The sequence below is a fragment of the Streptomyces sp. NPDC005706 genome (genome assembly GCF_040631045.1).
Lineage (GTDB): Bacteria > Actinomycetota > Actinomycetes > Streptomycetales > Streptomycetaceae > Streptomyces.
In genome coordinates this window covers 1-24,145 of sequence record NZ_JBEXYS010000039.1, presented here as the reverse complement: position 1 = coordinate 24,145, position 24,145 = coordinate 1, and the positions used below count along the sequence as shown (strand labels likewise).

Sequence of the window (24,145 nt, the reverse complement as noted above, 5' to 3'; positions counted from 1 at the left end):
CCGACGTGAGCATCCAGGCACTCATCGGCGAGGAGGGCGCCATGGAGGAAGACGACAAACTCACCTACGTGTTCCTCGCGGGTGCAACCACCATGAGCGACCCTTCCTCTTCGCTCCTGCCCGTCGATCTCTATGACGAACCCGGACGGACGTTCCGGGTCCCGGCCCAGTGGTACTCCGAAATTTCCGCCAATCTGAGCATCACCAACATGGACTTCGCCGACGCAGCTGACGATTCAGGAACGTTCCGCGGCTAGGGTGACGGCTGAACGACCACCCGTCATGGCGCACGGTTGTACCGAGCAGTCGGCGTAGCGACGTTGGCCGGGGACTGCTTTGGCGCGAGGGATCTGACGAGTGGGAGGAACACGGGCTCGTCTTCTCCTCGGCCGTGGGCAAGCCGCTCGATGCCGCCAACGTCCGCCGTGCCTTCCGCCAGGCGCTCAAGGGGCATCGACGGGATCAACGCCAACGAGTGGACGCCGAGGGAGCTGCGGCACAGCTTCGTCCAGGTTCCGTGTCTTTGGTCAAAGTCGGCTCCAGATGAGGATGCTCGCGAGACGGAGTGTGGAGGAAGATCGCTTGACCTTGCCCTCAAGGGCAAGGTTTACCTTTTCTTCGAGGTGAGAGGCATGCGGATAGGTGAGCTGGCCCGTCGGGCGGGTGTGACGACCAAAGCGGTGCGCTACTACGAATCCTTGGGTCTGCTCGCGCCGGTGCGGCTGACCAACGGCTACCGGGACTACGACGAACACGACGTACGACTCACGCAGGAGATCCGCGCGTTGGGCCGCCTCGGCATCCCTGCCGAGGGGACACGGCCGTTCCTGGATTGCCTGACCCTCGGGCACCGGTATGTGGACGACTGCCCGGCCGCGCTGGCCGGGTACAGGGACGCCATCACCGATCTCACACAGCGGATCGACGGCCTCCTCGCACGCCGGGCGGTGCTGGTGGCGCGCCTGCACGAGGCCGCCCACCGCGGCCGCCTCTCAACGGCTACCGAAGGAGAAGAACCGATGACCAACTACACGAGCCTGCCTGCCGGCCTGCCCGCTCCTGAGGACGACGGCGCCGCTGAACACCTGCCCGGTATGAGAATGCCGCATCTGAAGCTGCCGGCCACAGACGGCGCGACGGTCGACCTCGAGGCACTGGGTGCAGGTCGTACAGTGCTCTACATCTATCCGCTGACGGGCCGCCCCGACACCGATTTGCCCGAGGGCTGGGACTCCATCCCCGGCGCCCGTGGCTGCACCGCCGAGACGTGCGGCTTCCGCGATCATCACGGCAACCTGCTCGCGGCCGGTGCGGCTCGGGTGCACGGCCTGTCCAGTCAGGACACCGACTATCAGCGTGAGCTCACCGAACGGCTCCACCTGCCGTTCCAGATGCTGTCCGACGTGGCGCTGAGCCTGGCCCGCACACTGGAGCTGCCCACATTCACCACCCGCGGGCTGACGCTGTACAAGAGGCTGACGCTGATCATCAAGGACAACGTGATCGAGCACGTCTTCTACCCGATCTTCCCGCCGGACAAGCACGCCGACAAGGTCCTTGCCTGGCTCAGCGACAACCCCCTGTGAACGTCCACTCGAAAGCCTTTGGAGGCTCCCCATGCACACCACCGTTTACCTGCTGCGGAGCGCTCTGGGGCTCGGTGGCGGCCTGGTGTTCGTGTGGGAGTTGAACCGCCAGGCTTCGGGGCGAGGCTGGAGAAGACCTCGGGTCTTCTCTGCGATGGCTGCTGTGCTGCTCGCGGGGTTGCTGGCCATCTGAAGGCGCCAACTGACATGGCCCTCATACCGGCAGGGCGAGCTAGGTTCTGTCTCTTTGGTCAGCGTCGGGTCCAGATGAGGATGCCGGCGAGGTGTAGCGCGGCCTGGTAGGCAAGGGCGAGCTTGTCGGTTCGTGTGGCCAGGCCGCGCCACTGCTTGAGTCGGTTGATGCAGCGCTCGACGGTGTTGCGCTGCTTGTAAGCCTCGCGGTCGAAGCCGGGTGGGCGGCCGCCTCGGCGGCCTCGCCGCCGGCGGTGGCCAATCTGGTCGGACGGCTGCGGGATGACCGCGAGGATTCCCCGGCGCGGCAGGTGAATGCGGATGGCGCGGGACGAGTAGGCGCGGTCGGCCGGCACAGCGAAGGGCCGGGTTCGCGGCCTGCCCGGGCCGCTACGGGGGACGCGAATCCGGGACATCACCGTCTCGAAAGCGGGTGCGTCACCGGCTTGGCCTGCGGTGACGGTGAGGGCGAGGGGTCGTGCACGGCCGTCCGCGGCCAGGTGGACCTTCGTGCTCAGGCCGCCGCGGGAGCGTGCGAGTGCGTGGTCGGTGGGCTCGCCGGAGCGGATCGCCCCCCTTTTGCGGGCTCCGGCTGCGTGCTCCAGCAGCGCGAACTCTTCCGCCACTGGACCACAAGCGACGACGTCCACCCGCACGAGGCCCCTGCTCGCCATACTCGCCCTGCTGCACGGCGCCTGCAGCACGGAGGTTCGGATGCTGCGGGTCACCGACCTCCACCCGGCGGCTCATACGATCCGGCTCGGCAAGCGACCCCACCCCATCCCGCTCGATCCCGCCTTCTGGGCGATGCTTGAGCGGTGCCTGGTCCACCGTGCGGCATGGCCCACAGCCAACCCGCGGGTGGCGGTCACCAAAGGAACCAAGGCCGGACGAAGTCCGGCCTCAACTGATCGCCTCTCCGATGTTCTTGACGACTGCGGATATCCGCCCCGGACGATCCGCAGGACTCGTCTCGTCGAGTCCAACACCATGGACCCCGAGCTCGTTGTTGCCGCCTTCGGCATGGGCCGGCAGGGCACCCTGATCTACCTTGCCGACCATGTCGATCCTGGACGGGAAACCTGCCTCGAGATCACCGCCCGTGGTCTACTGCCGATCATGCCGTTGCTGATGCTGGACCTCGACAACACCCTGGTCGACCGCGACGCCGCCTTCCGCGACGCCGCGACCGCATTCCTCGCCGAACACCGCCTGCCCGGCACCGACCTCACCTGGGTGATGACCGTCGACGCCAGCGGCTATACCGCCCGCCACGATGTCGCCGCGGCCATGATCGACCGATACCGGGGCATGGTGCCCGCCACGGCCATCCATGCCCTGCTTGACCATGGCGCCGCCGATCGCGTCGTGCTGACGGCCTTCTCCCGCGAGGCCCTGGACAAGGCCAGGGCCGGCGGCTGGACCTGCGTGATCGTCACCAACGGCCGCACCGCTCAGCAGGAAGCCAAGATCCGCCATACCGGACTCGACCAACTCGTCCAGGGCTGGGTGATCTCCGAGACGGTCGGACGCAAGAAGCCCGAATCGGCGATCTTCCTCGCTGCCGCAGATGCCGTCGGAGTGCCCCTCACCGGCGCATGGGTCATCGGCGATTCCCCGCATGCCGACATCGAGGGCGCGCGCACGCTCGGGCTTCGAAGCGTGTGGGTGTCGAACGGGCAGCCGTGGGCGCAGGACTCCTACCAACCCACCCATGTCGCCGAGGACGTCGCTACCGCGATCGACTACGTCATCAGTGCGTCGAGATAAGGCGCGGTCTTCGACCACCTGCGAGGACGGTTGCGCCGTTGGCAGATCGTGCCGCGCATTGCCCGCCGCGGCATCGAATCGTCCGGCCGCTTGGGACGGGACCGCTGGGTGGTCGAGCGGACGCTGTCCTGGCTGAACGGCTGCAGCCGCCTGCACGGCCGCTACGAGCGCGAGGCTGAACACTTCCTCGCCTTCGTCGGTATCGCCAGCACCCTCATCTGCTATCGCCGCACCATCACTGTGACGACTCGGTAGACGAGCCTCGTGGTACGGAAAATGGCCGCCCAGTTGACCGGAGCGATCAGACCGGACCACTTCTGATCACCGGCAGGGTCCGGCCGTGTTGGATGGGCCCATGAGCCAGACAGCTGCCCTGCGCCTGCGGCAGGCCATCGCCCGGACCGAAGACGCAACACGAGAACGTATCCCCATCGGGCGCCGCCCCGAGGAAGCCGACGATCTACTGGGCACCTTCGCCACCGACGGGGCACTCGGCTTCAATCCCTTCCCCTTCCTCCAAGCAATCCACGACACCGGCTCGCGCGCGGTAGTCATCGGCCAGGTCGCCGGCATCATGCACGGCTCCACCGAACTGACCGGGGACCTCGACCTGCTCTGGGACGGCACCCCTGACGAGGCGCACGCCTTGCGCGACGCCCTGACCCTGTGCGGCTGCACCGAACTGCCCGATCTCGACCGCTCACAGGTGGGGTACCGGGTCACCGGTGCCAGCGGAGACCTGTGCACTCCCGAGCTGCGCTGGGGTGCCATGGATGTCACCTCCTGCCTGGCCTCGGCCGAGACCACCCGTGATCCCGCAGGGTTCACCATCCGCTACGCCGCACTCGACGACCTGATCCGCATGCGGCGGGCCCTCGGCCGCCCTAAGGACCACCGTCGCGCAGACGAACTCGCCCGGCTACGACCTGACTCGGTTTGACTTCCTCCCCTGCCTAAGGGCGGGGGATTCCAGCGGTCGCCCGCTGGGGTTCCTGCTTCATCGACGACCGCCCCGTGCGGGAGGACTCCCGTTGAGGTCTTACACCGTCTCCACAGGCAGACGCCGCCAGCCCGGCGGCCAGGATGTTGCGTGCCGCGTTCACGTCGCGGTCATGCACGGCGCCGCAGGCGCACGTCCACTCGCGGACGTTCAGCGGCAGCTTCCCGCGAACCGTGCCGCAGACCCCGCACAGCTTCGAGCTGGGGAACCAGCGGTCGATTACGACGAGTTCGCGCCCGTACCAGGCGCACTTGTACTCCAGCATGGAGCGAAGTTCCGTCCACGACGCATCCGAGATGGCGCGCGCGAGCTTGCCGTTCTTCAGCAGGTTGCGGACGGTCAGGTCCTCGATCACGACCGTTTGGTTCTCACGGACGAGCCGAGTCGACAGCTTGTGCAGGAAGTCACGGCGCCGGTCGACGATCCGCGCGTGGACCTTGGCGACACGGCGCCGGGCCTTCTCCCGGTTGGCCGAACCCTTCGCCTTCCGCGACAGCTCGCGCTGTACGCGGGCGAGGCGGGCGCGGTCGCGGCGCTCATGCTTCGGGTTGGTGATCCTCTCCCCGGTCGACAGCGTCACCAGGGACGTGATCCCGGCGTCGATGCCCACGGCCTGCGTGGTTGCGTGCGCGGGCGTGATGGTGTCCTCGCACAGCAGGGACACGAACCAACGCCCGGCCGCGTCACGGGACACTGTCACGATCGTCGGCTCCACGCCTTCGGGAAGGGGACGCGACCAGCGGATGTCCAGCGGCTGGACCATCTTCGCCAGCGTCACCCTCCCGTCACGCCACTTGAAGGCGCTGCGGGTGTACTCGGCCGACGCTCGGGACTTCTTCCGGCTCTTGTAGCGCGGGTACCTCGCTCGCCGGGCGAAGAAGTTCCCGAACGCGGTCTGAAGGTGACGCAGCGCCTGCTGAAGAGGGACGCAGGACACCTCCGCCAGGAAGGCCAGTTCCTCGGTCTTCTTCCACTCCGTCAGCGCCGCCGACGACTGCACGTAGGAGACGCGGCGCTACTCGCCGTACCACGCGCGAGTGCGCTCCTCCAACGCCTTGTTGTACACGAGGCGGACGCAACCGAACGTGCGGGACAGCTCTGCCGCCTGCTCGTCCGTGGGGTAAAAGCGGTACTTGAACGCCCGCTAGACCTGCTGCGCCATAGCTCACAATCTATCAGTTCCCGTGTGAACGGCGGGTGTCGACCGTTGGCCATAGACGCCGAATCGCCCTGGCGGCGAATCGCCATTCCCTGCCCCGCTCCGCGGAAGCTTCGTGCCCTCCCCCGCCTGAAAGCCGGGGTATCCACGAAGGAGACCCGATGACCAGCGCTCACCGTCGTTTTGCATGCGCATAGGAACGGCTCGGCGAGCCGCTGATGCCAGCTCCGCACGCAGCCTTGACGAGCGCGGCCTTGAGGTCGTCCGCGTCACTGCCCATCGGTCAGCAGCGAGTACATGAACATGTCCCGACGCTCGGTTCCGACCTGTTGCCAGCTCCTCATCAGGCCCTCGCGTTGGAAACCGACGCGCTCCGCGGTTCGCCAGGAGGCGCGGTTCCAGGGCTCCACATAGAGCTCCAGCCGGGGGATGCGCAGTTCCCGCCGGGCCCAGCCGACAACTGCCTCAAGCGCGGTCCCGGCAACACCCCGGCCTCGCGCCGACTTGACGACCCAGTAGCCAAGCGACGCGCGGCCCTGCCCCAGGTCCTTGAGCCACAGCCCCACGTTGCCGACTGGTTCGCCGTCAGGACTGACGATGACGAACGGATACCCAGTCCCGGTGGTTGCCCGCCCCCACTGCCGCTCGACGAATGCGACGCCTCCCGCCTCGGAGAACGGAGACGGCACCGTCGTGATCAACGGAATGTGATCGTCCTCTGACGCTTCACGGACCAGGTCGAGGTCCGGCATGCGCCACGGCCGCAGCGTGAAGCCCTCACCGGCAGCGAGTTCAGGCACGTAAAGTGGTTCCTCCATCTGCTCATCCTGCCGTGATCCCCGTCTAGCCGCACTCAGGTATTCGACCACGCTCCGCGCACTACGCTCCCCCAGCGGCCGTCCGCCCGCGCCGCCGTCAACTCGGCCAGCACTTCCGGCAGCGTCGGGTCGTCGATCGCGGCGACGGGAAAGGCTGGCGGCTTCGCGCTCCGGCGGGAGGGCGCGCGGCAGCCGGAGCGCGCCCCCGCTTCCGAGTTCGGTCACCGGTTCGATCGCCACGCTGGCCCCGCCCTTCCGGCACTGCCGCAGTACATGCGTACACCTCGCCTGCGGCGGCCGGGGAACCCGCCGCAGGTCGCGATGATCACGGTCAGTCCACACTGCCGCAGTAGATCCGGTATTTACTGCGGCAGTGTGGCCTGACCGATGCTTTTTCCGCGCCGTGCTGTTCTGTACGCCGAATACCGACTCACGGGAGGCTGACGCCATGCGGAAACTGACCTTTGCCATGAACATGAGCCTGGACGGCTACATCGCCGCGCCCGGCGACGACCTCGGCTGGGCCGTGCCGAGCGACGAGCTGTTCCAGTGGTGGTCCGACCGGGTGGACGCGACGGGCCTGGCGCTGTACGGGCGCAAGCTGTGGGAGACGATGAGCTCCCACTGGCCGACCGCCGACAAGCAGCCGGGTGCCACACCGGCGGCGATCGAGTACGCCGGCCGCTGGCGGGACATGCCGAAGGTGGTGTTCTCCTCTACGACCAGCACGGTCGACTGGAACACCCGTCTGGTCACCGGCGACGCGGTCACCGAGACCACCAGACTCAAGGCCGACGACGGCGGCCCCATGGACATCGGCGGTGCCACACTCGCCGCGGCGGCCATGCGGGCCGGGCTGATCGACGAGTACGCGATCGTCACCCATCCGGTCCTGGTGGGCGGCGGCACGCCGTTCTTCGCAACCCTGGACAACTGGGTGAACCTGACCCTGGTGGAGACCCGGACGTTCCCCGACGGCGTGGTCCTGACCAGGTACGAGACCAAGCGCTGAGCGCTCGACGTCGGATCGACGCGGGCTTCGGGCGCCCAAGGATCCCGCGGCGCTGTGTTCCGAGGCGATCGTCATACCCCTGCCGGATCACAGGCCGTGCACTGACCTGGGCGAATCGCCGAACCGTGGTCTCGTTGGGCTCGGCTGCTTTCACCGTGATTCCCACTGTTCCCCGCTCGATCTGGTGCGCTTGTGGTGCGGTAATGCACCCGCCGCACCCAGCCCTCACCCTCTCTCAGGTATCAGGCATCGTGAAACCCCGTGACCGGCCCCTTGCGGTTTCACCGGCCAGGAAGAGGGCTCGGCCGGGCCGGGTTCAGGAGGCGGCAGCCGTCAGGTACGTCAGGTACACCCCTCCCTCGCAGTCGGGCATCTTCCGCAGGGCCCAGCGGCCCCGGACGGTCGCGGTGAAGAAGTTCGACTCGGCGTCGTCCTTCTCCACTTCGCCCTCCTCAGGGATGTAGCCGGCCTTGGGCAGCTGCGTGTGCAGGAACGCCAGGGTGGTGTCGAAGCCGCCCCGTACGACGGTAGCGACGACGAGTCGGCCGCCGGTGCGGTGCTCCACCGAGGTCACGACCGCGCCGTCGGGCACCGGCAGGTTCTCCGGGAAGTCCTTGGGGAGCGGCAGTGAGGCCGCCGTGGGACAGCCGTCGGGCGCGGCACCGGCCGTGTTCCCGGCCGGCGGATCGGTTGCCCGCTTCGCCGGGTACGGCGTCGCCCCCGGGCGCTCGGCGTGCTTGGTCGCTGCCGAGCAGCCGGTGACCGCGGCCAGGCTGAGGACGGCTCCTGCCAGTACGGCAGCCGAGAGCGACGGTCTCATCTAGTGGCTCCTTCGGGCTTCTTGTGCGCGCCGCTGACCATGGCGTCGTACGCGCCGTACAGCGTGTTGCCGGTGGACTGGCGGGCGATGGAGGCCAGCGCGTCGTAGTTCTGCGCACCTCCGGTCGCGCAGGTGCCGGTGCAGCCGTCGGCGTAGGCGGCGAGCACGCGGCCCTGGGCGTCGGTAGTGGCGTCGATGAAGTCGAGGAGGTTGCGGTCCTTGCCGCAGGTGGTGCCGCCCGTGCAGATCGAGCCCTTCTGGACGGGGTCGGTGGGGGTGGCGTCGGCGGTGACCCAGGACTGGCCGCTGTCGTAGGTGGTGGCCACGTACAGGTGCCACACGCCCTGGAAGGCCGGGTCCTGGTAGTTGCCGCCCGTGGTGGTGCCGAGGAAGGCGAAGGCGGCGCGGTTGTCGTCGCCCGCGATCACGGCCGGGAAGACGACGTTCTTGATGCCGAGGGCCGCGCCGACGTTCTGGTCGTACAGCCATGTCTTGCCCTTGTCGTGGCTGACGGCGATACGCGGCGTGCCGTCGCTGTTCTGGTAGCCCATGTAGACAGTCCCGCCGGCTCCGATCCCCACGCTCGGGTCCGAGTCACCGGGGGTGCTGGACGGGTTCTCGCGGACGGTCCACGTCAGCCCGTTGTCCTCGGAGACGGCCACGGCTTGATGGCCGCCGCAGCCTTTGTTGGGCACGTACACCGTGCCGTCCGGGGCGACCTTCACATGCCCGTGCAGGCCGCCGCAGTCCAGCAGCGAGTACATCGGTACGGCGGGCCCGTACGTCAGACCGCCGTCCCGGCTGACCGCGCAGGAGGCGTCGGCGATGTCCTGCGAGCAGTAGTAGACGGCGTTCGGGTACGACGTGAGGGCGCCTGGTCCGCCCGGGGCGAAGGGGCCGCCACCGATGGTCTGGTGGTCCACACCGGAGTTGATGCCCGAGCCGCCTGTCGGCGTCCACGTCTCGCCATCGTCGTCGGTGTAGCAGGTCAGCGCGGTCTTGCCGGCGAGCTGAGACTCGAAGGTGCGGTGGGTGACCGGGTCGGTGAACAGGATCGGGTCGAGGCTGGTGGTACTGCCCTGGGGGCAGCCGTTGGCCGCGCCCGCGCTTTTGTCCTGCCATGTGGCGGCACCGGCACTGTCGTAGGTGATCTTGAGCGTCGACGTGTACGCCTGGAACATCGCGGCGCCACTCGCACGGTCGACGCCGATCGAGGGTTCACCGGCGTTGTGCGCGTCCGTGATGCCATCGGGTGCCCGGGAGTTCGCGTACGTCGGCGGTGTGGCCGTACTCGGCGGTGGATCGACCGGAGCGGTGATGAGGCTTGCGGTGCCGGTGAAGCTGTCGCCGAGCGGCGCGTACGGCACCACACGCACGGTGTACGACGCCGACACCGCCGGAAGCAGCACGGTCTCCGGGTCGCTGGACGAGGCTGAGGCGGCCACCTGCCGGCCGTCCGCATCGAGGACGTACAGGTCGAAGTCTGCGGCGGAGTCCGGCCATCTGACGTCGATGCGCAGGCTGTGACCGGCGTCGTAGCCCGCGGGCACCGACACCTTGAGGGCGTGGTCGTCGCAGGGTTGCGCGGTCCCGCAGCTCACCGCCCCGGCAATGCCGGAGACGTTCGGGACGGCGAAGGGACCGGCGCTCCATGTGGTCGTGGGCGCGGTGTCGCTGACCGATCCGGAGGGCGGGGTGGCGGCGTCGGCGGCCGCACTCGGCAGGGTTCCGGCGACGAGCGTCAGCAACCCGACGACGAGGCGCATTCGCGAGTGATGGTGAGGACGGAGCACGGAGAGGAGAGCCACGGGTACCTCGAAGGTCGCGAGTCGGACGACGGGTGGTGGTGTGTGGGGTGGGGATGGTGCCTTCAGTGCCCCGCCGACTGCGCGAGGGCACTTGCAAAGTCCTGGTCGGCGGGGTCAGAGGGCGTCGACGCCGCTCACCTTCCAGCCGTCGGAGGTGCGGGTGAGCGTCAGGCGCACCCGGTTCAGGTCCAGCCGGGGTTTCGAGACCTGGGTGCTCCGGGTGAGCTGGTTGACGAAGAGCAGGACGACGGCACGGTGCGGTGTGGCCGACACGACGGACACCGCAGGGGCGCCGCCGTCGGTGGGTGTGGCCACGGTCGCTGTCACCACGCCGTGGTACTTCGTCGCGGTCGGCGCGACCACGGCCTTCGTGGTCTTGCCGTACTGGTCGCGGAAGTGCCCGGTCAGCAGGGCGCGGGCCCGGGAGAAGTCGCGGTCCAGGTGGCGGTAGTCGTACGACAGCACGACCGGCGCCGCCTTCCCCGCGGCCGTGAGGGCCTCGCCGCGGGCCTGCTCCGCCTGCCGCCCCTGCCGGTACTGCCACCCGAGTACGGTGGCCGCGGCGAGTGCCGCCACGAGGACGACGCCCAGCACCGCGGGGAGTACGCTCCGCCTGATCTCGCGCGGGGGTGCGCCGTCCTCCGGCTTCCCCTCGGGCGACTCGAGCGACTCGAGCGACTCGAGCGACTCGAGCGACTCGAGCGACTCGAGCGACTCGGGTGACTGGGGTGACTCGGGCTCCGGCGGAGCCTCCCAGCCGCCAGCCGGGGGCTCGGCGAGCAGGTCGCTCCCGGAGGGAGTCCGCTCTTCCTGGCGGCCGGCGCGCTCGGGGCGCGCGGGCCGCCCGGCGCGCTTGGCCGCCGCGCGGGCGGCCGCGGTCATGGTACGGCGGGCCGGTGAGCCGGTGCCGCGGGTGCGTGCGGTCGGGTTCGCCACGGTGTGTCTCCTCATCGATGGACTCACGGTCGGTCAGCCCACGAACGCGACGTCGGAGGTCAGCCAGCGGCCGGACACGCGTGCGAGGTCGAGCTGGAGCCGGTAGGTGCGCACCTGGCCCTCAGGCGCGGCGGTGTTGGACACCTTGCTGTCGGCCACGACCAGGACCCGGGCCGAGTGTTCGTCGGACCGCACGATGCCCGCTTCCAGGACCTGCCCCTCAGACACCGATTTGTTCTGCGCGACCAGCTTCGTCAGTTGCGCGGTCTGCGCGGCAAACTCCTTCTTGAACTCGCCGGTGGCGCCCTTCAGCACATCGCCGCTGTCCCGGTCGTAGTGCCGGTAGTCGAGCGAGGTGAAGCTCAGTGCTGACTGGCGGGCCGCCGCCAGGACGTCCTGGCGGCGCTGTTCGGCCGCGCGCTGGTCGGACAGCTTCAGGCCCAGCCAGACACCCGTCACGGATGTCAGCACGGTCGCGGCGACGAGCCCCGCCGACAGCAGCCTCATGCGTCCGCCCCTCACGCCATCGGTCCCACGAGCAGCCATTGCCACGACTCCTTTCCGAACACGGTCTGTTCGCCGCCCGTCGAGCCGATCTCGACGGGCGTTCCGTCCGGGCCGGTCGCAGTGCCGGTTTCCGGGTCGTAGGGGGCCACGAACGCGGCCTGGCCGGCGCCTTGCCGACCGGTCGTCGCGTTGGGCGCGTTCTGCGCTCCGCGCACGGAGGTCTTGCTGCCGCGCGGCACCGTGCAGCGCGCTTCGGTGTTCGCCGGGCGGGTGGTGGTGTCGGCGGGGTCGCGCCGCCGGGTGCCGTAGCCCTGGGTGCACGCGGGCGGGTCGTCGGCGTTCACGGTCAGCCCGAAGTGGGTGGTGCCGTCGCCGGGGATGACCGTGTAGCTGCCCGCGACCGTGAGCGGAAGCGTGACCAGGGCTTGTTCGACGCCGGGCAGCCGGGCCAGGGTGATCTGGCCGCCGCTGATGAGGTTGGCCAGCAGGACCGGTACGTGCGGCCGGGTGGACTTCAGCAAGGAGTCCACCTGCTTGGTGGCGGGCGTGGTGTTGCCGATCAGCCTGCGCAGATCGCCGTCGCTCGACTTCAGTTGCTCGGTGAGCCTGGCCAGGTCGCGGGAGAACGACTTGATGGCCGAGCCCCGGTCGGCCTGTGTCTTGAGCACCTTCCGCGAGTCCTCGATGAGTGAGACGGTCTGCGGGAGCGACTCCGACGCCGACTCCACCAGCGCGTCGCCGGAGTCCACCAGCCGGCTCAGGTTCGGCCCGGTGCCGGCGAAGGCCTTGCCCAGCTCGTCCACGGTGACCCGCAGATCGTCCTTGCCGACCGAGTTGACCAGTCGGTCGAGGCTGAGGACAAGGTCGGTGACCGGCAGCGGGGTCCGGGTGCGGCTGCGCGGGATCGGGGTGCCGTCCATGAGGTACGGCCCGCCCGACCGCCGCGGCTGGAGGTCGACGTACTGCTCCCCCACCGCCGAACGGTCGGCCACCACCGCGAGCGTGTCGGCCGGGATCCGCGGGGCGCCGTCCTCGATCTTGAGCGCCACCGAGACCCCGGACCCGGTCAGCCGCAGATCGCCGACGCGGCCCACCGGCACCCCCCTATAGGTGACTTCGGCGCCGGTGAAGATGCCCCCGGACTCGGCGAAGTCGGCACGCACGGTGTACCCGCGGTGCATGACGTCGTCCACCAGGCCCGTGTACCGGGCGCCGACGTACGACACCCCGAGGGCGGTGACGGCCGCGAAGGCGAGCAACTGGGCCCTGACGGTGCGTGTGATCACAGCAGCATCCCCTTCAGCATCAGCTCGGCGAGACCGGGGTCGATCCCGGACGGGAGGCGACGCGAGCCGTCTGCGGTGCCGTAGGCGGCGGTGCACACCGGCGGGCACAGCAGGCTGTTGCCGTCGGAGGGCGTCGGGGGCGCGGAGGGCACGGGCGGGGTCGACGGCAGCGACGGGGTGGACGGCAGGGAAGGGAGGGACGGGAGGGGGGTGGGAGCGGGCAGGCTGGGAAGACGCGGTGCTCCGGGGCCCGGGGACTTCCTGCCCCTGCCGGGCTTGCCGGTGACGTTGCCGTAGAGGTCCGCCAGGTCGAGGTCGGCGGTGATCTTCAGGTTGACGTAGTCGCCCTTGACGGCGTCCGTCGCGTTGCGCGGGAACGGGTACGTGGTGAGGATCTCCAGGGAGTCGGGCAGGTCGTCGCCCGCCTTGTTCAGCTCCCGCAGGATGGGCTGGAGCTTCCTCAGGTTCGCGACGGTGTCGTCGTGGGAGGCGTTCACCACCTTGGTGGCGGTTTTGCCGAGCCCGGACAGGGCGGTGAGCATCTTCGTCAGGTCCTTGCGCTGGTCGGCGAGGGCCTTCAGGGCGGGCGGCATGGTGTCGACGGCCAGGGCGATCGTCTTCTTCTCCTTCTTCAGCCGCTTCGCGAGCCGGTCGACGCCCTTCAGCGCGCGCACGATCTCCGCCCGCTGGTCGTCGAGGCCGCCGAGGAACGTGTCGAGCTGCCTCAGCAGGGACCTGACCCGGTCCTCGCGGCCACCAAGGGCCTTGTTCAACTCGACGGTGATCGTCTTCAGCTGGGCCACCCCGCCGCCGTTGAGCAGCGCGGACAGGGCCGACAGCACCTCCTCGACCTCCGGGTTGCGGCCGCTGCGGGACAGCGGGATGCGGTCGCCGTCGCGGAGCCGTCCGAGGGGCCGCGTCCCGGCCGGCGCGGACAGGGCGACGTACTTCTCGCCGAGCATGCTGGTCTGCCTCAGATCGGCGACCGCGTTGCCGGGCAGCTTCACCGAGTCGGCGACCCGGAGCCGCACGCGGGCGTGCCAGCCGTCCAGTTCCACCTTCTCCACCGCGCCGACGGTCACGTCGTTGACCTTGACCGCCGACTGCGGCACGAGGTCCAGGACGTCCCGGAACTCGACGGTGACGTGGTAGGCGTGACCGTCCGAGGCGGCGCCGCCGGGGAGCGGGACGTCGTACCAGCCGTTGAACTCGCAGCCGGTCAGCAGCAGCGAGCCGACCGCCGCCCAGGCGGCCGTCCGGCCCTTGCGCCGCGCGCTCATGCCGGTGCCTTCAGGATGCCGCCGAGGGTCTTGTCGACCGTGCCCGTCGACGCGGGAGCCGACGGAAGCTCGGGGAGGGAGTCGAAGAGTTTCTTCAGCCCGGCGCAGTCGTCGTGGTCCTTGCCGGTCGCTCTCAGGATCGAGCAGAGAAGGGAAGCCGGATCCTGCGAGGACTGCGCGTTGTTGCGGGTGTCGAGCGTGCCGGCGGCGGGGTTGTAGGCGTTCTGCAGGTTCGACAGGCCCGTGGGGGCGACGGTCAACAGCTCCTCCAGAGCTTTCCGTTGGGTGACGAGGACCTTGGTGACCTTGGCCAGGCCCCGCACGTCCGAGGTCAGCGCCTTCTTGTTGCCCTTGACGAAGCCGGACACGTCGCCGAGCGCGGCGGCCAGGTACTTCAGCGCGGCCGCGAGATCCTTGCGCTCCCCCGCGAGCTGCCCGGCCACGACGGCGAGGTCGGTGTTGAACGACCGCACGCTGGTGTCGTCCGCCGCCAGCGCGGCCGTGAACACCTGAAGGTTCCGCACGGTCCCGAACAGGTCGCCGCGCCCGTCGGACAGCGTGGTGACCGCCTGGGACAGGTCCCGCACCGTCTGGTGGAGGTTCTCGCCCTGCCCTTGGAGGTTGTCCGCGCTCACCCCGAGCAGCCGGGACAGCGAGCCCTTCTTGTTGGCGCCGTTCGGGCCGAGGGCCTCGGCGGTGGTGTGCAGGCTGTCGAAGATCCGGTCGAGTTCCACGGGGACGGCCGTACGGGACTCGGGGATGACGTCTCCGTCCCGCAGCACCGCGCCCTTGCGGTACACCGGCAGCAGCTGCACGTAACGGTCGCTGACCACGGACGAGTTGACGATGGCGGCCTGTGCGCCGGCCGGCACCTTGCGGCCCCGGTCGTACTCCAGCTCCACCCGTACCCGGCCGCCCTCCGGCGTGATCTTCCTGACCTCACCGATGCGGACGCCGAGGACGCGGACGTCGGAACCGGGGTAGATGCCGACGGTGCGCGGGAAGTAGGCCGTGACGCGGACGGGGCCGGGGCCCGGCCAGAGGATCACGGCCAGGCCGATCAGGAGCGCGAGCGCGATGAACAGGGCAAGGATTCTGCGGGTCATCGGGTGCCTCCCGTCCGGGGCGTGACCGGGGCGGCGACCATGTTCTGGATGTAGGAGTCGAACCAGCGGCCGTTGCCGAGGGTGTTGGTGAAGAGCCGTATGTAGGGAGCGAGCAGTCGGACGCTGCGGTCGAGGCTGGTCTGGTTGCGTTCGAGCATCGTCACGAAGGTGTTGAGGTTCTTCAGCGCGGGCCCGATCTGCTTGCTGTTGTCGTCGACCAGGCCGGACAACTCGATGCCCAGCAGCGCGGAGCTCTTGAGCAGCGCGTGGATCGCCGTGCGCCGTTTGTCGATCTCCTTGAACAGGACGTCGCCGTCCTTCACCAGCGCGGAGAAGTCCTTCGTGTGACCGGCCAGCACCTTGGTGACTCCGTTCGCATGGTCGAGGAGCCCGCGCAGCGCCTTGTCACGGGCGGCGACGGTCCGGGAGATCCGCGACAGCCCCTTGATCGACGCCCGCACTTCCTCGGGAGAGTCCTGGAAGGTGACGGAGATCGTGTCCAGCGCCTTCGCGAGCCGGCCGGTGTCGACCTCTTCGGTGGTGGTCGTCAGGTCGCTGAAGGCCTGGACGACGTCGTAGGCCGAAACGGTCCGCCGTAGCGGGATCTCGCTGCCCGCCTTCAGCCGGCCGGGTCCCTTCGGGTACAGGGCCAGGTACTTCGCGCCGAGGATCGTCTTGACCCGGATCGCCGCACCCGTGTCGGTACCGAACGCCGGGCGGCCCTTCACCTTGAAGGTCACCTCGACGTGGTCGCCGTCCAGGTCGACGGCCTCGACCTTGCCGACCTTGACCCCGGCGATCCGTACCTCGTCGCCCGGCTTGAGCCCGCCTGCCTCGGAGAAGGCCGCGCTGTAGGTGTCACCGCCGCCGATCAGCGGCAGGCTGTCGGCGTTGAAGGCGGCGACGGTGAGCAGCGCGAGGACGGTGAGGCCGACCGCGCCGATGACGACCGGGTTACTCCCCCGGCTACCTCTGGGAGGTGCCCCCATGCTGAAGGGCTTCAGGCGTGGGCGCCCGAGCCGGATCCTGAGCAGCTTCGGCGGCAGGACCCGCACCTTCACCAGCGGCTCGGGGCGGGGTGTGCGCCGGGGCAGGAGCCTGGGAAGTGCCGGCAGTTTCGGGGGCAGGACCCGCACCTTCACCAGGGGTTCGGGGCGGGGTGCGCGCCGGGGCAGCAGCCTGGGAAGCTTCGGCAGCCTCGGGGGCAGGACCCGCACCTTCACCAGGGGCTCGGGGCGGCGGGTGGTGCGCCGCCTGACGCGCATGCTCATCCGCCGCACCTCGCTCGCGCCACGTGCATGTCCGGGGTGATCACCTGCTTGGTCTTCGGCAGCACGATCCGGCCGTCGAAGTCGCAGAGGTAGAAGTTGAACCACGAGCCGTATGAGGCGGTGCCCGTCAGTTTCTCCAGCTTGTTCGGCAGCCGCTTCAGGACGCCCTCCACGGTGTTCTCGTTCTTGTCAAGCGTTCCGGTGAGATCGCCGATCCCGGCGATGTCGTCCTTCAACGGTGGACGCGCGTCCTTCAGCAGCCCCGACGTGACGTCCGTGAGGTCGCCGATGCTCACCAGCGACTCCCCGATGGGCTTGCGGTCGGCGGACAGCCCCGAGACCACCCGGCGCAGTTGCGTGAGCAGACCGGAGAAACGGGAGCCGCGTTTGTCGAGCGTCTCCAGGACGGCGTTGAGGTTGTCGATCACCGACCCGACCAGCTTGTCGCGGTCGGCGAGGGTGCTGGTGAGCGAGGCCGTGTGCGCGAGCAGGCTGTTCACCGTGCCGCCCTCGCCCTGGAGGGTCCGGACGATCTCGGTGGCGAGCTGGTTGACGTCGCTCGGGCTGAGCGCGGCGAACAGCGGCTTGAAGCCGTTCAGCAGGGCGTTGAGGTCCAGCGCCGGCCGGGTCCGGGACAGCGGGATGGTGCCGCCCGGGCGCAGCCGGGTGGTGCCGTCGCCCGGGCCCTCGGTGAGCGCGATGTACCGCTGTCCGACCAGGTTGCGGTAGCGGACGACCGCGCGGGTCCCGGCGAGCACCGGCCGTTCCGCGCTGACGGTGAAGGTGACCTCCGCCAGGGTCCGGTCCTTGATCCGGATGCCCTCGACCTCTCCCACCCGCACTCCGGCCACCCGGATGTCGTCGCCGGTCTCCAGCCCGGTGACGTCGGTGAACACCGCGTGATAGGTCTCCTTGGAGGTGAGGGAGATGTTGACGATGGTGGCGGCGAGCAGCGCCGTCGCCGCGATCGTGACCAGCGCGAAGAGGCTGAACTTGACCAGCGGGGCGGCGGTCTGCCGGGCTCCTGACCTGCTCATGCGACACTCACCGCCGTCCCGCGCGCGAGCGGCCCGAACAGCAGGGTCGCCACGGGCGGCACCTGGTCCGCGGGGACGCCCATGACGGGGGCCACGAGCGAGCCGACGGCCCGCTGCTCGGCCCGGGTGGCGGACACGCCGGCGCCTCCGGGCTGTGGGCCGCCGGAACCTCCGGCCGACGTACCGTCGTGGAGACGGGGCTTCGGCCCGGGCACCCGCGGATGCGGCAGGCCGCGGCAGTCCGGGCCGGACCGCTCGCCGTACACCGGCTCCTCGCCGGGCCGGTACGCGCCCTGGGGCCGGACGACCTCGAGGGTGATCCGCATCTCGCCGCCCCGGAACGCGTCCTCGGACGCCTTCTCCTGCCGGACCAGGCCCTGCAACAGGCACGGGTACTCCGGTGAGTAGCGGGCGAACAGCTCCAGCGTGGGGCGGGAGACCCGGCCCAGGGTGATCAGCCGGTCGCCGTTCTCGGTCAGGAAGTCGTTCGCCGTGCCCGCCACGGAGGCGGTCGCGCGCAGAGCCGATGCCAACTGGTCCTTCTTCTCGACGATCGTCCGGCTGGTGGTGACCGTGTTGCGCAGAATGCGCATCAGGTCGGGGGCGGCGTCGCCGTACACCTCGGCGACGTCCGCGAACCGCGTGATGTCCTCCTTCAGGGAAGGCATGTGCGGGTTGAGGCGGCGCAGATAGCCTTCGCCCCGGGTGAGGTTGTCGCCGATCCGGTCGCCGCGCCCCTCCAGTGCGGTGGCGAATGCCGAGAGGGTGGCGTTGAGTTCGCCCGGCCGGACCGTGCGCAGCAGCGGCAGCAGGTCGTTCATCAGCTGCTGCACCTCGATGCCGGCCCTGGTGCGGTCCTGGGTGATGACGTCGCCCGCTCGGATGGGCCGGGCCGGCGGGTGCGCGGCGCCGGTCGGGGCGACCAGGTCGACGTACTTTTCGCCGAACAGCGTCTTGGGCAGCAGCCGCGCGTGGACGTCCGAAGGGATGTACGACACGTACTGCGGCTTGAGCGCGATGTCGAGGGTCGCCTTCGTGCCGTCGGCGTGCACCTCGCGCACCTCGCCGACCAGCAGCCCGCGCAGCTTGACGTCGGCGCGTGGCTCGAGCTGGTTGCCCAGGGTGCCGGTCTCCAGGGTGATGGGCACGACGGAGGTGAACGCCTGCTGGTAGACGGCCACCGCGAGCGACAGCAGCAGCGCGAGCACGGCGAGGAACGCGATGCCGTACAGCCTGAGCCTGGTTCTGTGCGTACGCACCGCTCTCACCCCGCTATCCGTACCGTCGTGTTGGCGCCCCAGATCGCGAGGCTCAGGAAGAAGTCCAGGACGTTGACGGCGACGATGGAGGTCCGCACCGCCCGGCCCACCGCGACGCCGACGCCGGCCGGGCCACCGCTCGCGTGGTAGCCGTAGTAGCAGTGCACCAGGATGATCAGCACGGCGAAGACGATCACCTTGCCGAAGGACCAGAACACGTCGACGGGCGGCAGATACTGGTGGAAGTAGTGGTCGTACGTGCCGGTCGACTGCCCGTAGTAGCCGGTGGTGATGGTGCGGGCGGCCAGGTAAGAGGACAGCAGTCCGACCACGTACAGCGGGATCACAGCGACGAAGCCGGCGATCATCCGCGTCGTCACCAGGAACGGCAGCGACGGCACGCCCATCACCTCCAGCGCGTCGGTCTCCTCACTGATCCGCATCGCACCGAGCTGCGCGGTGAACCCGGCACCGACCGTCGCGGACAGGGCGAGTCCGGCCACCAGCGGGGCGATCTCCCGGGTGTTGAAGTACGCCGACAGGAACGCCACGAAGTTGGAGGTGCCGAGCTGGTTGAGGGCCGCGTAGCCCTGGAGGCCGACCTCGGTGCCGGTGAAGAAGGACAGGAACGCGATCACGCCGACCGTGCCGCCGACGACGGCGAGCGCGCCGCGCCCGAAGCTCACCTCGGCGAGCAGCCGCAGGACCTCCTTCTTGTAGCGGCGCAGGGTGCGGCCCGTCCAGGCCAGTGAGCGTCCGTAGAAGGACAGCTGCGCGCCCAGCTCTTCGAGTGAGCGCAAGGGGCGATCGAGGAGTTCTCGCGGTCTCATCGGCTAACCCCTCTGCGGGACGACCTGGAAGTACACGGCGGTCATCACGAAGTTGGTCACGAACAGCAACATGAAGGTGATCACCACGGACTGGTTGACGGCATCGCCCACGCCCTTCGGGCCGCCCTGCGCCGTCAGCCCCTTGTACGAGGCGACGATCGCCGCGATGGCGCCGAACACCAGCGCCTTGATCTCCGCCGCCCACAGGTCGGACAGCTGGGCGAGGGTGGTGAAGGACGCCAGGTAGGCGCCGGGCGTGCCGTGCTGGAGGACGACGTTGAAGAAGTAGCCGCCCGCGACACCGACCACCGACACGAGGCCGTTGAGCAGCACGGCAACGACCATCGACGCCAGCACCCGCGGTACGACGAGCCGGTGGATCGGGTCGATGCCGAGCACCTGCATCGCGTCGATCTCGTCCCGGATCTTGCGCGCCCCGAGGTCCGCGCAGATCGCCGTGCCGCCCGCGCCCGCGATCAGCAGCGCGGTGACGATCGGCGAGGCTTCCCGCAGCACGGCGAGCACGGACGCGGCACCGGAGAAGGACTGCGCGCCCAACTGCCGGGTAAGGCTTCCGATCTGCAGCGCGATGACCGCCCCGAACGGGATGGAGACCAGCGCCGTCGGCAGGATCGTGACGCTGGCGACGAACCACGCCTGCTGAATGAACTCCCGTGCCTGGAAGGGCCGCCGGGGCAGGGACCGGACGACGTGCAGCGCCATCGCGAAGAGGTTGCCCGAGTGCCGCAGCGCACCCGTGGGAGAGAGCCTCATGCGCCCCTCACCGCCGTCCCGTGCAGCTTCGCCTCGCGCCTCGCGATCGCCTGCCAGCGGGGCGGGCGGGTGATGCCGGGGCCGGGGAGCAGGCGGGGAGTCAGCGCATCGGCCGGGTCGGCCCCGTCGATCTGGGCCAGCTCCTGCTCGACCTGGGCCGCGTCCTTCTCCTCCGCCATGCCGATCGGCCCCTGCATCCGGCCGTTCAGGAACTGCCGTACGACGGGCTCGTCACTGGCCAGCAGCTCTTCGCGAGGCCCGAACATCACCAGCTCGCGCCGGAACAGCAGCCCGATGTTGTCCGGGACCTGGCGGGCCGAGGCGATGTCGTGGGTGACGATCAGGAAGGTCGCGTCGATCTGTGCGTTGAGGTCGACGATGAGCTGGTTGAGGTAGGCCACGCGGACCGGGTCCAGGCCCGAGTCCGGCTCGTCGAACAGGATGATCTCCGGGTCGAGGACCAGGGCACGGGCGAGCCCGGCCCGCTTGCGCATACCCCCGGAGATCTCGCCGGGCAGCTTCGCCTCGGCGCCGATCAGCCCGACCATGTCCATCTTTTCGAGGACGATCCGCCTGATCTCGCTCTCGGACTTGCGGGTGTGCTCGCGCAAGGGGAAGGCGATGTTGTCGTAAAGGTTCATCGAGCCGAACAGCGCGCCGTCCTGGAACAGCACGCCGAACAGCTTCCGCACCTCGTACAGGTCGTGCTCGCGCAGGCGGGTGATGTCCCGGCCCGCGACCTTCACCGAGCCCTGCTCCGGCTTCAGCAGCCCCACGAGCGTCTTGAGGAACACCGACTTGCCCGTCCCCGAGGGGCCGAGCATCACCGAGACCTCCCCGGCGGGCAGCGTCAACGAAACGTCCCGCCAGATGACCTGCTGGCCGAAGGACTTGGTCAGCCCTTCCACACAGATCTCGACACCCATCCGGTTCCATCCTTCGTCCGCGGAGCCACCCCGACATCTGCTCTACGGGGAGGGGAAGGGTGTCCGTCGCGGCAGATGAAGAATTTTTTGCGGACGCGTGTACGGGGCGCTACGGCAGCCTCGGCGAAGGCGTCCTCGGGGCGGGGCTGGAGAGCGGAGTGACCGGTAGGGCCGAGGCCGGGGGAAGCGACGGGACCGACGAGGCGGCCGGCCTCGTCGGCAGGTCCGGCACGGCGGACGGCAGGCCCGGCACGGCGGTCCGCAGGCCCGGCACCTGCGGCGCCGGCAGTTTTGGGAGCGGGGACGCGGGCGCCTCCGGCAGGGACGGCGCCGGCACTCGCAGTGGCAAGGACATTTCAGTGGTGGGTGAGGGCGTCCGGCCCCGAGCCGCGGGTGCCGAGGGCTTGGGGGCGGGCGTCCTGGGGGCGCGCCCACGGCCCGTGGCCTGGCCGCCGGGGACCTGTGCGTCGCTGGATATGGGCGGCCGCAGCGCCGGGCTGTTCCCGTTTCCGCCCCCGTCGAGCGTGTACGGCAGCACGAACCCCGCCACCACCAGGGTCGCCGCGGTCGAGGTGACCGCGACCGCCTGGGCGTTGCCGCCCCCGCGCAGCCGCCCGCGCCCGACCAGGAACAGCACGAGCCCGAGCGTCCCGGCCAGTGAGGCGCGCAGCGTCCGCCGGGCCCGGGCGAGCAGCGACTCGACGGTCCGGTAGCTGAGCCCCATCCGCACCGCGACCTGGCTCACGTCCAGGTCCTCGGATCTCAGGCGAAGTGCCTCTGCCTGCCGGGCCGGTAGCTCACCGCTGCGCACGGCGAGCCACTTCGCCTCTGCCCGGTCGCACACCACCTCCTCGACCGGTACGGGGCCCGGCGCGACGAGTGTGGGACGGCTGCCCACCTCGGCCTCGCGGTTGATCTGCCGGTACCGGTCGACACACAAGCGCATCGTCACCGTCGTCAGCCAGGCACCGAGCCGTTCGTCGTCGAGGTCCGGGCGCTCCGCGGCCCGCAGCATCGCCTCGTGAACGGCGTCCTCGGCGTCCTCCTGGCTCATGGATCGCCGCCGGGCCACCTTGAGCAGCTGCTCGCGATGGCTCCACATGCGCTGCCAACGCTCGTCGGTGGCAGCCGTGTCCGCAGGCATGTCCGTCGCCATGAGGGCCCCTTCGCACTCGCCTGCCGGTCCTTTGCTTACGACCGTGGCGACATTACCGCCGAGTAGTGGCAGTTGTGGAGGGGGAGACGCCCATCATGTTTCAGCCGTTGCCGGTGGTCAGCGGCCCCGCGTCGGGCAGCACACCGCCGCCGGGCAGCGTGAGGCTCGGTTCGGGGACCGGAACCAGCGGCGTCCCGGACTCCATCGGGACGCCGGCCTCGGGGGACGGGCCGGGAGAGGATGAGGTGGGCGGCGTCGACGGCGTGCGCGAAGCACCGGGGCCCGGCTTCCGGTCATCCGACGGCTTCGACGGCGAGGGCTTCGGCCTCTTCGGGCGGGACGCCTCCGGCCGGTCCGACCGGGATCCGTCGGACGCATCCGGCACCACACGATGTCCGGTCAGGTAGTACGCGTACCACGCCTTGACGGTGCGCAGATAGGCGTCCGAGTGGTTGTAGCCCAGGATCGCCCGGTCCAGATCGGCGCGGTTCGACAGATCCCGGCCCCCCGCGCACAGGTAGCGGCCTGCGGCGAGCGCCGCGTCGTAGACATTGTTCGGATCCGTCCGTCCGTCACCGTTGCCGTCCGCTCTCCAGCGAGCCCAGGTGGACGGGATGAACTGCATCGGGCCGACCGCGCGGTCGTACACCGCGTCCCCGTCGTACGCGCCGTCGTCGGTGTCCGGCACGATGGCGAAGGCGCCGCCGGTCAGCTGCGGGCCGAGGATGGGCGCCACAGTCGTACCGTCCCCGGTGACCCGGCCGCCCCTTGCCTGCCCGGACTCCACTTGGCCGATGGCGGCCAGCAGTTGCCAGCGCAGCCGGCAGCGTGGCGCGCTGCGCGCCAGTTCCCGCTCGGCACGTCGGTACGCGGCGAACACGCTCGTGGGCAGGGCGCCACCTCCCGTCACTGCCTGTGCCGAACCCTTCTTCCGCGTTCGCAGCGGGGGAAGACCGGTGCGGTACGGGGTGTCGCCGGACATACTGAGGCCGTGCTCAGGAGGTGCCGCCTCCCGCACAGGCTCTGCGGCGTGGGCCGTGACCGCCCTCGGTGCCTGTGACGCGGTCAGCACGGCCATCACCGCCGCCGCGATCGCCGTACCCCTGGTACCCCTCAGTGCCTGCTTGAGTGCACGCGCTGTCACTGTGCAGCCCCCTCCGTAGGTGAATCCGTCGTCTGCTCTACGCGGCCGGAGGACAGGTCCGTCGCGCGGAGCCGGAGGATCGGGCGGGTGGCTCTGCTGGAGTGAGGTACGCATGCGCACGCGTGCTCACGGTGCGGTGGCCGGGCCTAGACGCGTCGGCCAGGCGACTACTGGCCCACCCGCATCCTGGAACGCCGAGTTTCCTGGCCACTGCGTACGGGCGACCGTCCACCTCCGCCTGGAACGTCCCGTAGTGGCAGCCTGCCGCACGACCGCAGTGACAGAAGACGCTGTCGGCAGAGGAGAGCGCGACGATGCCGGCGAGGGGACGCAGCGCCCGCGGTGCATCGAAGCAGGCGCTCCTGCCCCGCATCCGGTCCCGTGGAAGCGCTGTGCCGGCGTCCGGCGCATCACCTGCCGGAGCTGAGCCAGTGGTGCAGGGCTTCGTGCACGCGGTCGGGCAGTGCG

Annotated in this window: 22 protein-coding genes and 4 pseudogenes; 8 read left to right on the top strand and 18 right to left on the bottom strand. The window is 69.8% G+C overall.

The window, feature by feature from the left end; all coding sequences use genetic code 11:
• The first annotated feature begins 5 nt into the window (after positions 1 to 5).
• From ABZ478_RS35380 to ABZ478_RS35365, 4 genes and pseudogenes are all read left to right on the top strand, one after another.
• Positions 6 to 257 (top strand): hypothetical protein, encoded by a 252-nt coding sequence (locus tag ABZ478_RS35380; RefSeq protein WP_359556215.1) that lies wholly within the window; start codon positions 6 to 8, stop codon positions 255 to 257.
• A gap of 95 nt (positions 258 to 352) precedes the next feature.
• Positions 353 to 509, top strand: a pseudogene (locus tag ABZ478_RS35375) (site-specific integrase); the annotation flags it as partial.
• A 123-nt stretch (positions 510 to 632) separates the two neighbouring features.
• Positions 633 to 1,586, top strand: a complete 954-nt coding sequence (locus tag ABZ478_RS35370) for a MerR family transcriptional regulator (RefSeq protein WP_359556274.1) — start codon at positions 633 to 635, stop codon at positions 1,584 to 1,586.
• Positions 1,587 to 1,617: 31 nt separating this feature from the next.
• Positions 1,618 to 1,779 (top strand): hypothetical protein, encoded by a 162-nt coding sequence (locus tag ABZ478_RS35365; RefSeq protein ID WP_359556213.1) that lies wholly within the window; start codon positions 1,618 to 1,620, stop codon positions 1,777 to 1,779.
• 58 nt (positions 1,780 to 1,837) lie between these two features.
• Here the strand turns inward: ABZ478_RS35365 and ABZ478_RS35360 are convergent.
• A pseudogene (locus tag ABZ478_RS35360) lies at positions 1,838 to 2,317 on the bottom strand (IS5 family transposase); the annotation flags it as partial.
• Positions 2,318 to 2,492: 175 nt separating this feature from the next.
• Between ABZ478_RS35360 and ABZ478_RS35355 the strand changes: the two are divergent.
• From ABZ478_RS35355 to ABZ478_RS35345, 3 genes and pseudogenes are all read left to right on the top strand, one after another.
• Positions 2,493 to 3,548 carry an HAD family hydrolase gene (locus ABZ478_RS35355; protein ID WP_359556211.1) on the top strand — a complete coding sequence of 352 codons (1,056 nt, stop codon included), beginning with the start codon at positions 2,493 to 2,495 and terminating at the stop codon, positions 3,546 to 3,548.
• 45 nt (positions 3,549 to 3,593) lie between these two features.
• A pseudogene (locus tag ABZ478_RS35350) lies at positions 3,594 to 3,803 on the top strand (IS5/IS1182 family transposase); the annotation flags it as partial.
• A gap of 100 nt (positions 3,804 to 3,903) precedes the next feature.
• A complete protein-coding gene (locus ABZ478_RS35345; RefSeq protein ID WP_359556208.1) occupies positions 3,904 to 4,488 on the top strand; it encodes a hypothetical protein in 585 nt (194 codons plus the stop codon).
• Between the two features lie 13 nt (positions 4,489 to 4,501).
• On the opposite strand, the pseudogene ABZ478_RS35340 reads toward ABZ478_RS35345, so the two are convergent.
• Both ABZ478_RS35340 and ABZ478_RS35335 read right to left on the bottom strand, forming a co-directional pair.
• Positions 4,502 to 5,710: pseudogene (locus ABZ478_RS35340) on the bottom strand (RNA-guided endonuclease TnpB family protein).
• Positions 5,711 to 5,976: 266 nt separating this feature from the next.
• Positions 5,977 to 6,525 carry a GNAT family protein gene (locus ABZ478_RS35335; RefSeq protein WP_359556207.1) on the bottom strand — a complete coding sequence of 183 codons (549 nt, stop codon included), beginning with the start codon at positions 6,523 to 6,525 and terminating at the stop codon, positions 5,977 to 5,979.
• Positions 6,526 to 6,973: 448 nt separating this feature from the next.
• Here ABZ478_RS35335 and ABZ478_RS35330 point away from each other — a divergent pair, with 448 nt between their 5' ends.
• On the top strand, positions 6,974 to 7,537 hold the full coding sequence (locus ABZ478_RS35330) for a dihydrofolate reductase family protein (RefSeq protein WP_359556204.1): 564 nt from the start codon (positions 6,974 to 6,976) through the stop codon (positions 7,535 to 7,537).
• 316 nt (positions 7,538 to 7,853) lie between these two features.
• On the opposite strand, the gene ABZ478_RS35325 is transcribed toward ABZ478_RS35330, so the two are convergent.
• From ABZ478_RS35325 to ABZ478_RS35255, 15 genes are all read right to left on the bottom strand, one after another.
• Positions 7,854 to 8,357, bottom strand: a complete 504-nt coding sequence (locus ABZ478_RS35325; RefSeq protein WP_359556203.1) for a hypothetical protein — start codon at positions 8,355 to 8,357, stop codon at positions 7,854 to 7,856.
• Positions 8,354 to 10,123, bottom strand: a complete 1,770-nt coding sequence (locus tag ABZ478_RS35320) for a sialidase family protein (RefSeq protein WP_359556201.1) — start codon at positions 10,121 to 10,123, stop codon at positions 8,354 to 8,356. The genes ABZ478_RS35325 and ABZ478_RS35320 overlap by 4 nt, the downstream gene beginning before the upstream one ends.
• Before the next feature lie 156 nt (positions 10,124 to 10,279).
• On the bottom strand, positions 10,280 to 11,101 hold the full coding sequence (locus ABZ478_RS35315) for a hypothetical protein (protein ID WP_359556198.1): 822 nt from the start codon (positions 11,099 to 11,101) through the stop codon (positions 10,280 to 10,282).
• A gap of 33 nt (positions 11,102 to 11,134) precedes the next feature.
• On the bottom strand, positions 11,135 to 11,608 hold the full coding sequence (locus ABZ478_RS35310; protein ID WP_359556197.1) for a hypothetical protein: 474 nt from the start codon (positions 11,606 to 11,608) through the stop codon (positions 11,135 to 11,137).
• A gap of 11 nt (positions 11,609 to 11,619) precedes the next feature.
• Positions 11,620 to 12,894 carry an MlaD family protein gene (locus ABZ478_RS35305; protein ID WP_359556195.1) on the bottom strand — a complete coding sequence of 425 codons (1,275 nt, stop codon included), beginning with the start codon at positions 12,892 to 12,894 and terminating at the stop codon, positions 11,620 to 11,622.
• Entirely contained in the window at positions 12,891 to 14,174 is a 1,284-nt protein-coding gene (locus ABZ478_RS35300; protein ID WP_359556192.1) for an MCE family protein, read from the bottom strand. Before ABZ478_RS35300 ends, ABZ478_RS35305 begins: the two co-directional genes overlap by 4 nt.
• Entirely contained in the window at positions 14,171 to 15,280 is a 1,110-nt protein-coding gene (locus ABZ478_RS35295) for an MCE family protein (RefSeq protein WP_359556189.1), read from the bottom strand. The genes ABZ478_RS35300 and ABZ478_RS35295 overlap by 4 nt, the downstream gene beginning before the upstream one ends.
• Positions 15,277 to 16,269, bottom strand: a complete 993-nt coding sequence (locus ABZ478_RS35290) for an MCE family protein (RefSeq protein ID WP_359556273.1) — start codon at positions 16,267 to 16,269, stop codon at positions 15,277 to 15,279. Before ABZ478_RS35290 ends, ABZ478_RS35295 begins: the two co-directional genes overlap by 4 nt.
• A 278-nt stretch (positions 16,270 to 16,547) precedes the next feature.
• Positions 16,548 to 17,588 (bottom strand): MCE family protein, encoded by a 1,041-nt coding sequence (locus ABZ478_RS35285; RefSeq protein WP_359556186.1) that lies wholly within the window; start codon positions 17,586 to 17,588, stop codon positions 16,548 to 16,550.
• Positions 17,585 to 18,856 carry an MCE family protein gene (locus tag ABZ478_RS35280; RefSeq protein ID WP_359556184.1) on the bottom strand — a complete coding sequence of 424 codons (1,272 nt, stop codon included), beginning with the start codon at positions 18,854 to 18,856 and terminating at the stop codon, positions 17,585 to 17,587. The genes ABZ478_RS35285 and ABZ478_RS35280 overlap by 4 nt, the downstream gene beginning before the upstream one ends.
• The gene (locus ABZ478_RS35275) at positions 18,853 to 19,677 is read right to left on the bottom strand and encodes an ABC transporter permease (protein WP_359556181.1); all 825 of its coding nucleotides are present in this window, start codon (positions 19,675 to 19,677) and stop codon (positions 18,853 to 18,855) included. The genes ABZ478_RS35280 and ABZ478_RS35275 overlap by 4 nt, the downstream gene beginning before the upstream one ends.
• 3 nt (positions 19,678 to 19,680) lie before the next feature.
• On the bottom strand, positions 19,681 to 20,451 hold the full coding sequence (locus tag ABZ478_RS35270; RefSeq protein WP_359556179.1) for an ABC transporter permease: 771 nt from the start codon (positions 20,449 to 20,451) through the stop codon (positions 19,681 to 19,683).
• The gene (locus ABZ478_RS35265; RefSeq protein WP_359556178.1) at positions 20,448 to 21,377 is read right to left on the bottom strand and encodes an ABC transporter ATP-binding protein; all 930 of its coding nucleotides are present in this window, start codon (positions 21,375 to 21,377) and stop codon (positions 20,448 to 20,450) included. Before ABZ478_RS35265 ends, ABZ478_RS35270 begins: the two co-directional genes overlap by 4 nt.
• 109 nt (positions 21,378 to 21,486) lie before the next feature.
• Positions 21,487 to 22,521 (bottom strand): sigma-70 family RNA polymerase sigma factor, encoded by a 1,035-nt coding sequence (locus ABZ478_RS35260; protein ID WP_359556177.1) that lies wholly within the window; start codon positions 22,519 to 22,521, stop codon positions 21,487 to 21,489.
• 112 nt (positions 22,522 to 22,633) lie between these two features.
• Positions 22,634 to 23,515, bottom strand: a complete 882-nt coding sequence (locus ABZ478_RS35255; RefSeq protein WP_359556174.1) for a lytic transglycosylase domain-containing protein — start codon at positions 23,513 to 23,515, stop codon at positions 22,634 to 22,636.
• Positions 23,516 to 24,145: the final 630 nt, after the last annotated feature.

What these genes read in the sequence shown, in the direction of transcription:
- ABZ478_RS35370 (WP_359556274.1), top strand. Translation starts at nt 633, where the DNA reads ATGCGGATAGGTGAGCTGGCCCGTCGGGCGGGTGTGACGACCAAAGCG.
- ABZ478_RS35365 (WP_359556213.1), top strand. Translation starts at nt 1,618, where the DNA reads ATGCACACCACCGTTTACCTGCTGCGGAGCGCTCTGGGGCTCGGTGGC.
- ABZ478_RS35355 (WP_359556211.1), top strand. Translation starts at nt 2,493, where the DNA reads ATGCTGCGGGTCACCGACCTCCACCCGGCGGCTCATACGATCCGGCTC.
- ABZ478_RS35345 (WP_359556208.1), top strand. Translation starts at nt 3,904, where the DNA reads ATGAGCCAGACAGCTGCCCTGCGCCTGCGGCAGGCCATCGCCCGGACC.
- ABZ478_RS35335 (WP_359556207.1), bottom strand. Translation starts at nt 6,525, where the DNA reads ATGGAGGAACCACTTTACGTGCCTGAACTCGCTGCCGGTGAGGGCTTC.
- ABZ478_RS35330 (WP_359556204.1), top strand. Translation starts at nt 6,974, where the DNA reads ATGCGGAAACTGACCTTTGCCATGAACATGAGCCTGGACGGCTACATC.
- ABZ478_RS35325 (WP_359556203.1), bottom strand. Translation starts at nt 8,357, where the DNA reads ATGAGACCGTCGCTCTCGGCTGCCGTACTGGCAGGAGCCGTCCTCAGC.
- ABZ478_RS35320 (WP_359556201.1), bottom strand. Translation starts at nt 10,123, where the DNA reads ATGCGCCTCGTCGTCGGGTTGCTGACGCTCGTCGCCGGAACCCTGCCG.
- ABZ478_RS35310 (WP_359556197.1), bottom strand. Translation starts at nt 11,608, where the DNA reads ATGAGGCTGCTGTCGGCGGGGCTCGTCGCCGCGACCGTGCTGACATCC.
- ABZ478_RS35300 (WP_359556192.1), bottom strand. Translation starts at nt 14,174, where the DNA reads ATGAGCGCGCGGCGCAAGGGCCGGACGGCCGCCTGGGCGGCGGTCGGC.
- ABZ478_RS35295 (WP_359556189.1), bottom strand. Translation starts at nt 15,280, where the DNA reads ATGACCCGCAGAATCCTTGCCCTGTTCATCGCGCTCGCGCTCCTGATC.
- ABZ478_RS35290 (WP_359556273.1), bottom strand. Translation starts at nt 16,269, where the DNA reads ATGGGGGCACCTCCCAGAGGTAGCCGGGGGAGTAACCCGGTCGTCATC.
- ABZ478_RS35285 (WP_359556186.1), bottom strand. Translation starts at nt 17,588, where the DNA reads ATGAGCAGGTCAGGAGCCCGGCAGACCGCCGCCCCGCTGGTCAAGTTC.
- ABZ478_RS35275 (WP_359556181.1), bottom strand. Translation starts at nt 19,677, where the DNA reads ATGAGACCGCGAGAACTCCTCGATCGCCCCTTGCGCTCACTCGAAGAG.
- ABZ478_RS35270 (WP_359556179.1), bottom strand. Translation starts at nt 20,451, where the DNA reads ATGAGGCTCTCTCCCACGGGTGCGCTGCGGCACTCGGGCAACCTCTTC.
- ABZ478_RS35265 (WP_359556178.1), bottom strand. Translation starts at nt 21,377, where the DNA reads ATGGGTGTCGAGATCTGTGTGGAAGGGCTGACCAAGTCCTTCGGCCAG.
- ABZ478_RS35260 (WP_359556177.1), bottom strand. Translation starts at nt 22,521, where the DNA reads ATGCCTGCGGACACGGCTGCCACCGACGAGCGTTGGCAGCGCATGTGG.
- ABZ478_RS35255 (WP_359556174.1), bottom strand. Translation starts at nt 23,515, where the DNA reads ATGTCCGGCGACACCCCGTACCGCACCGGTCTTCCCCCGCTGCGAACG.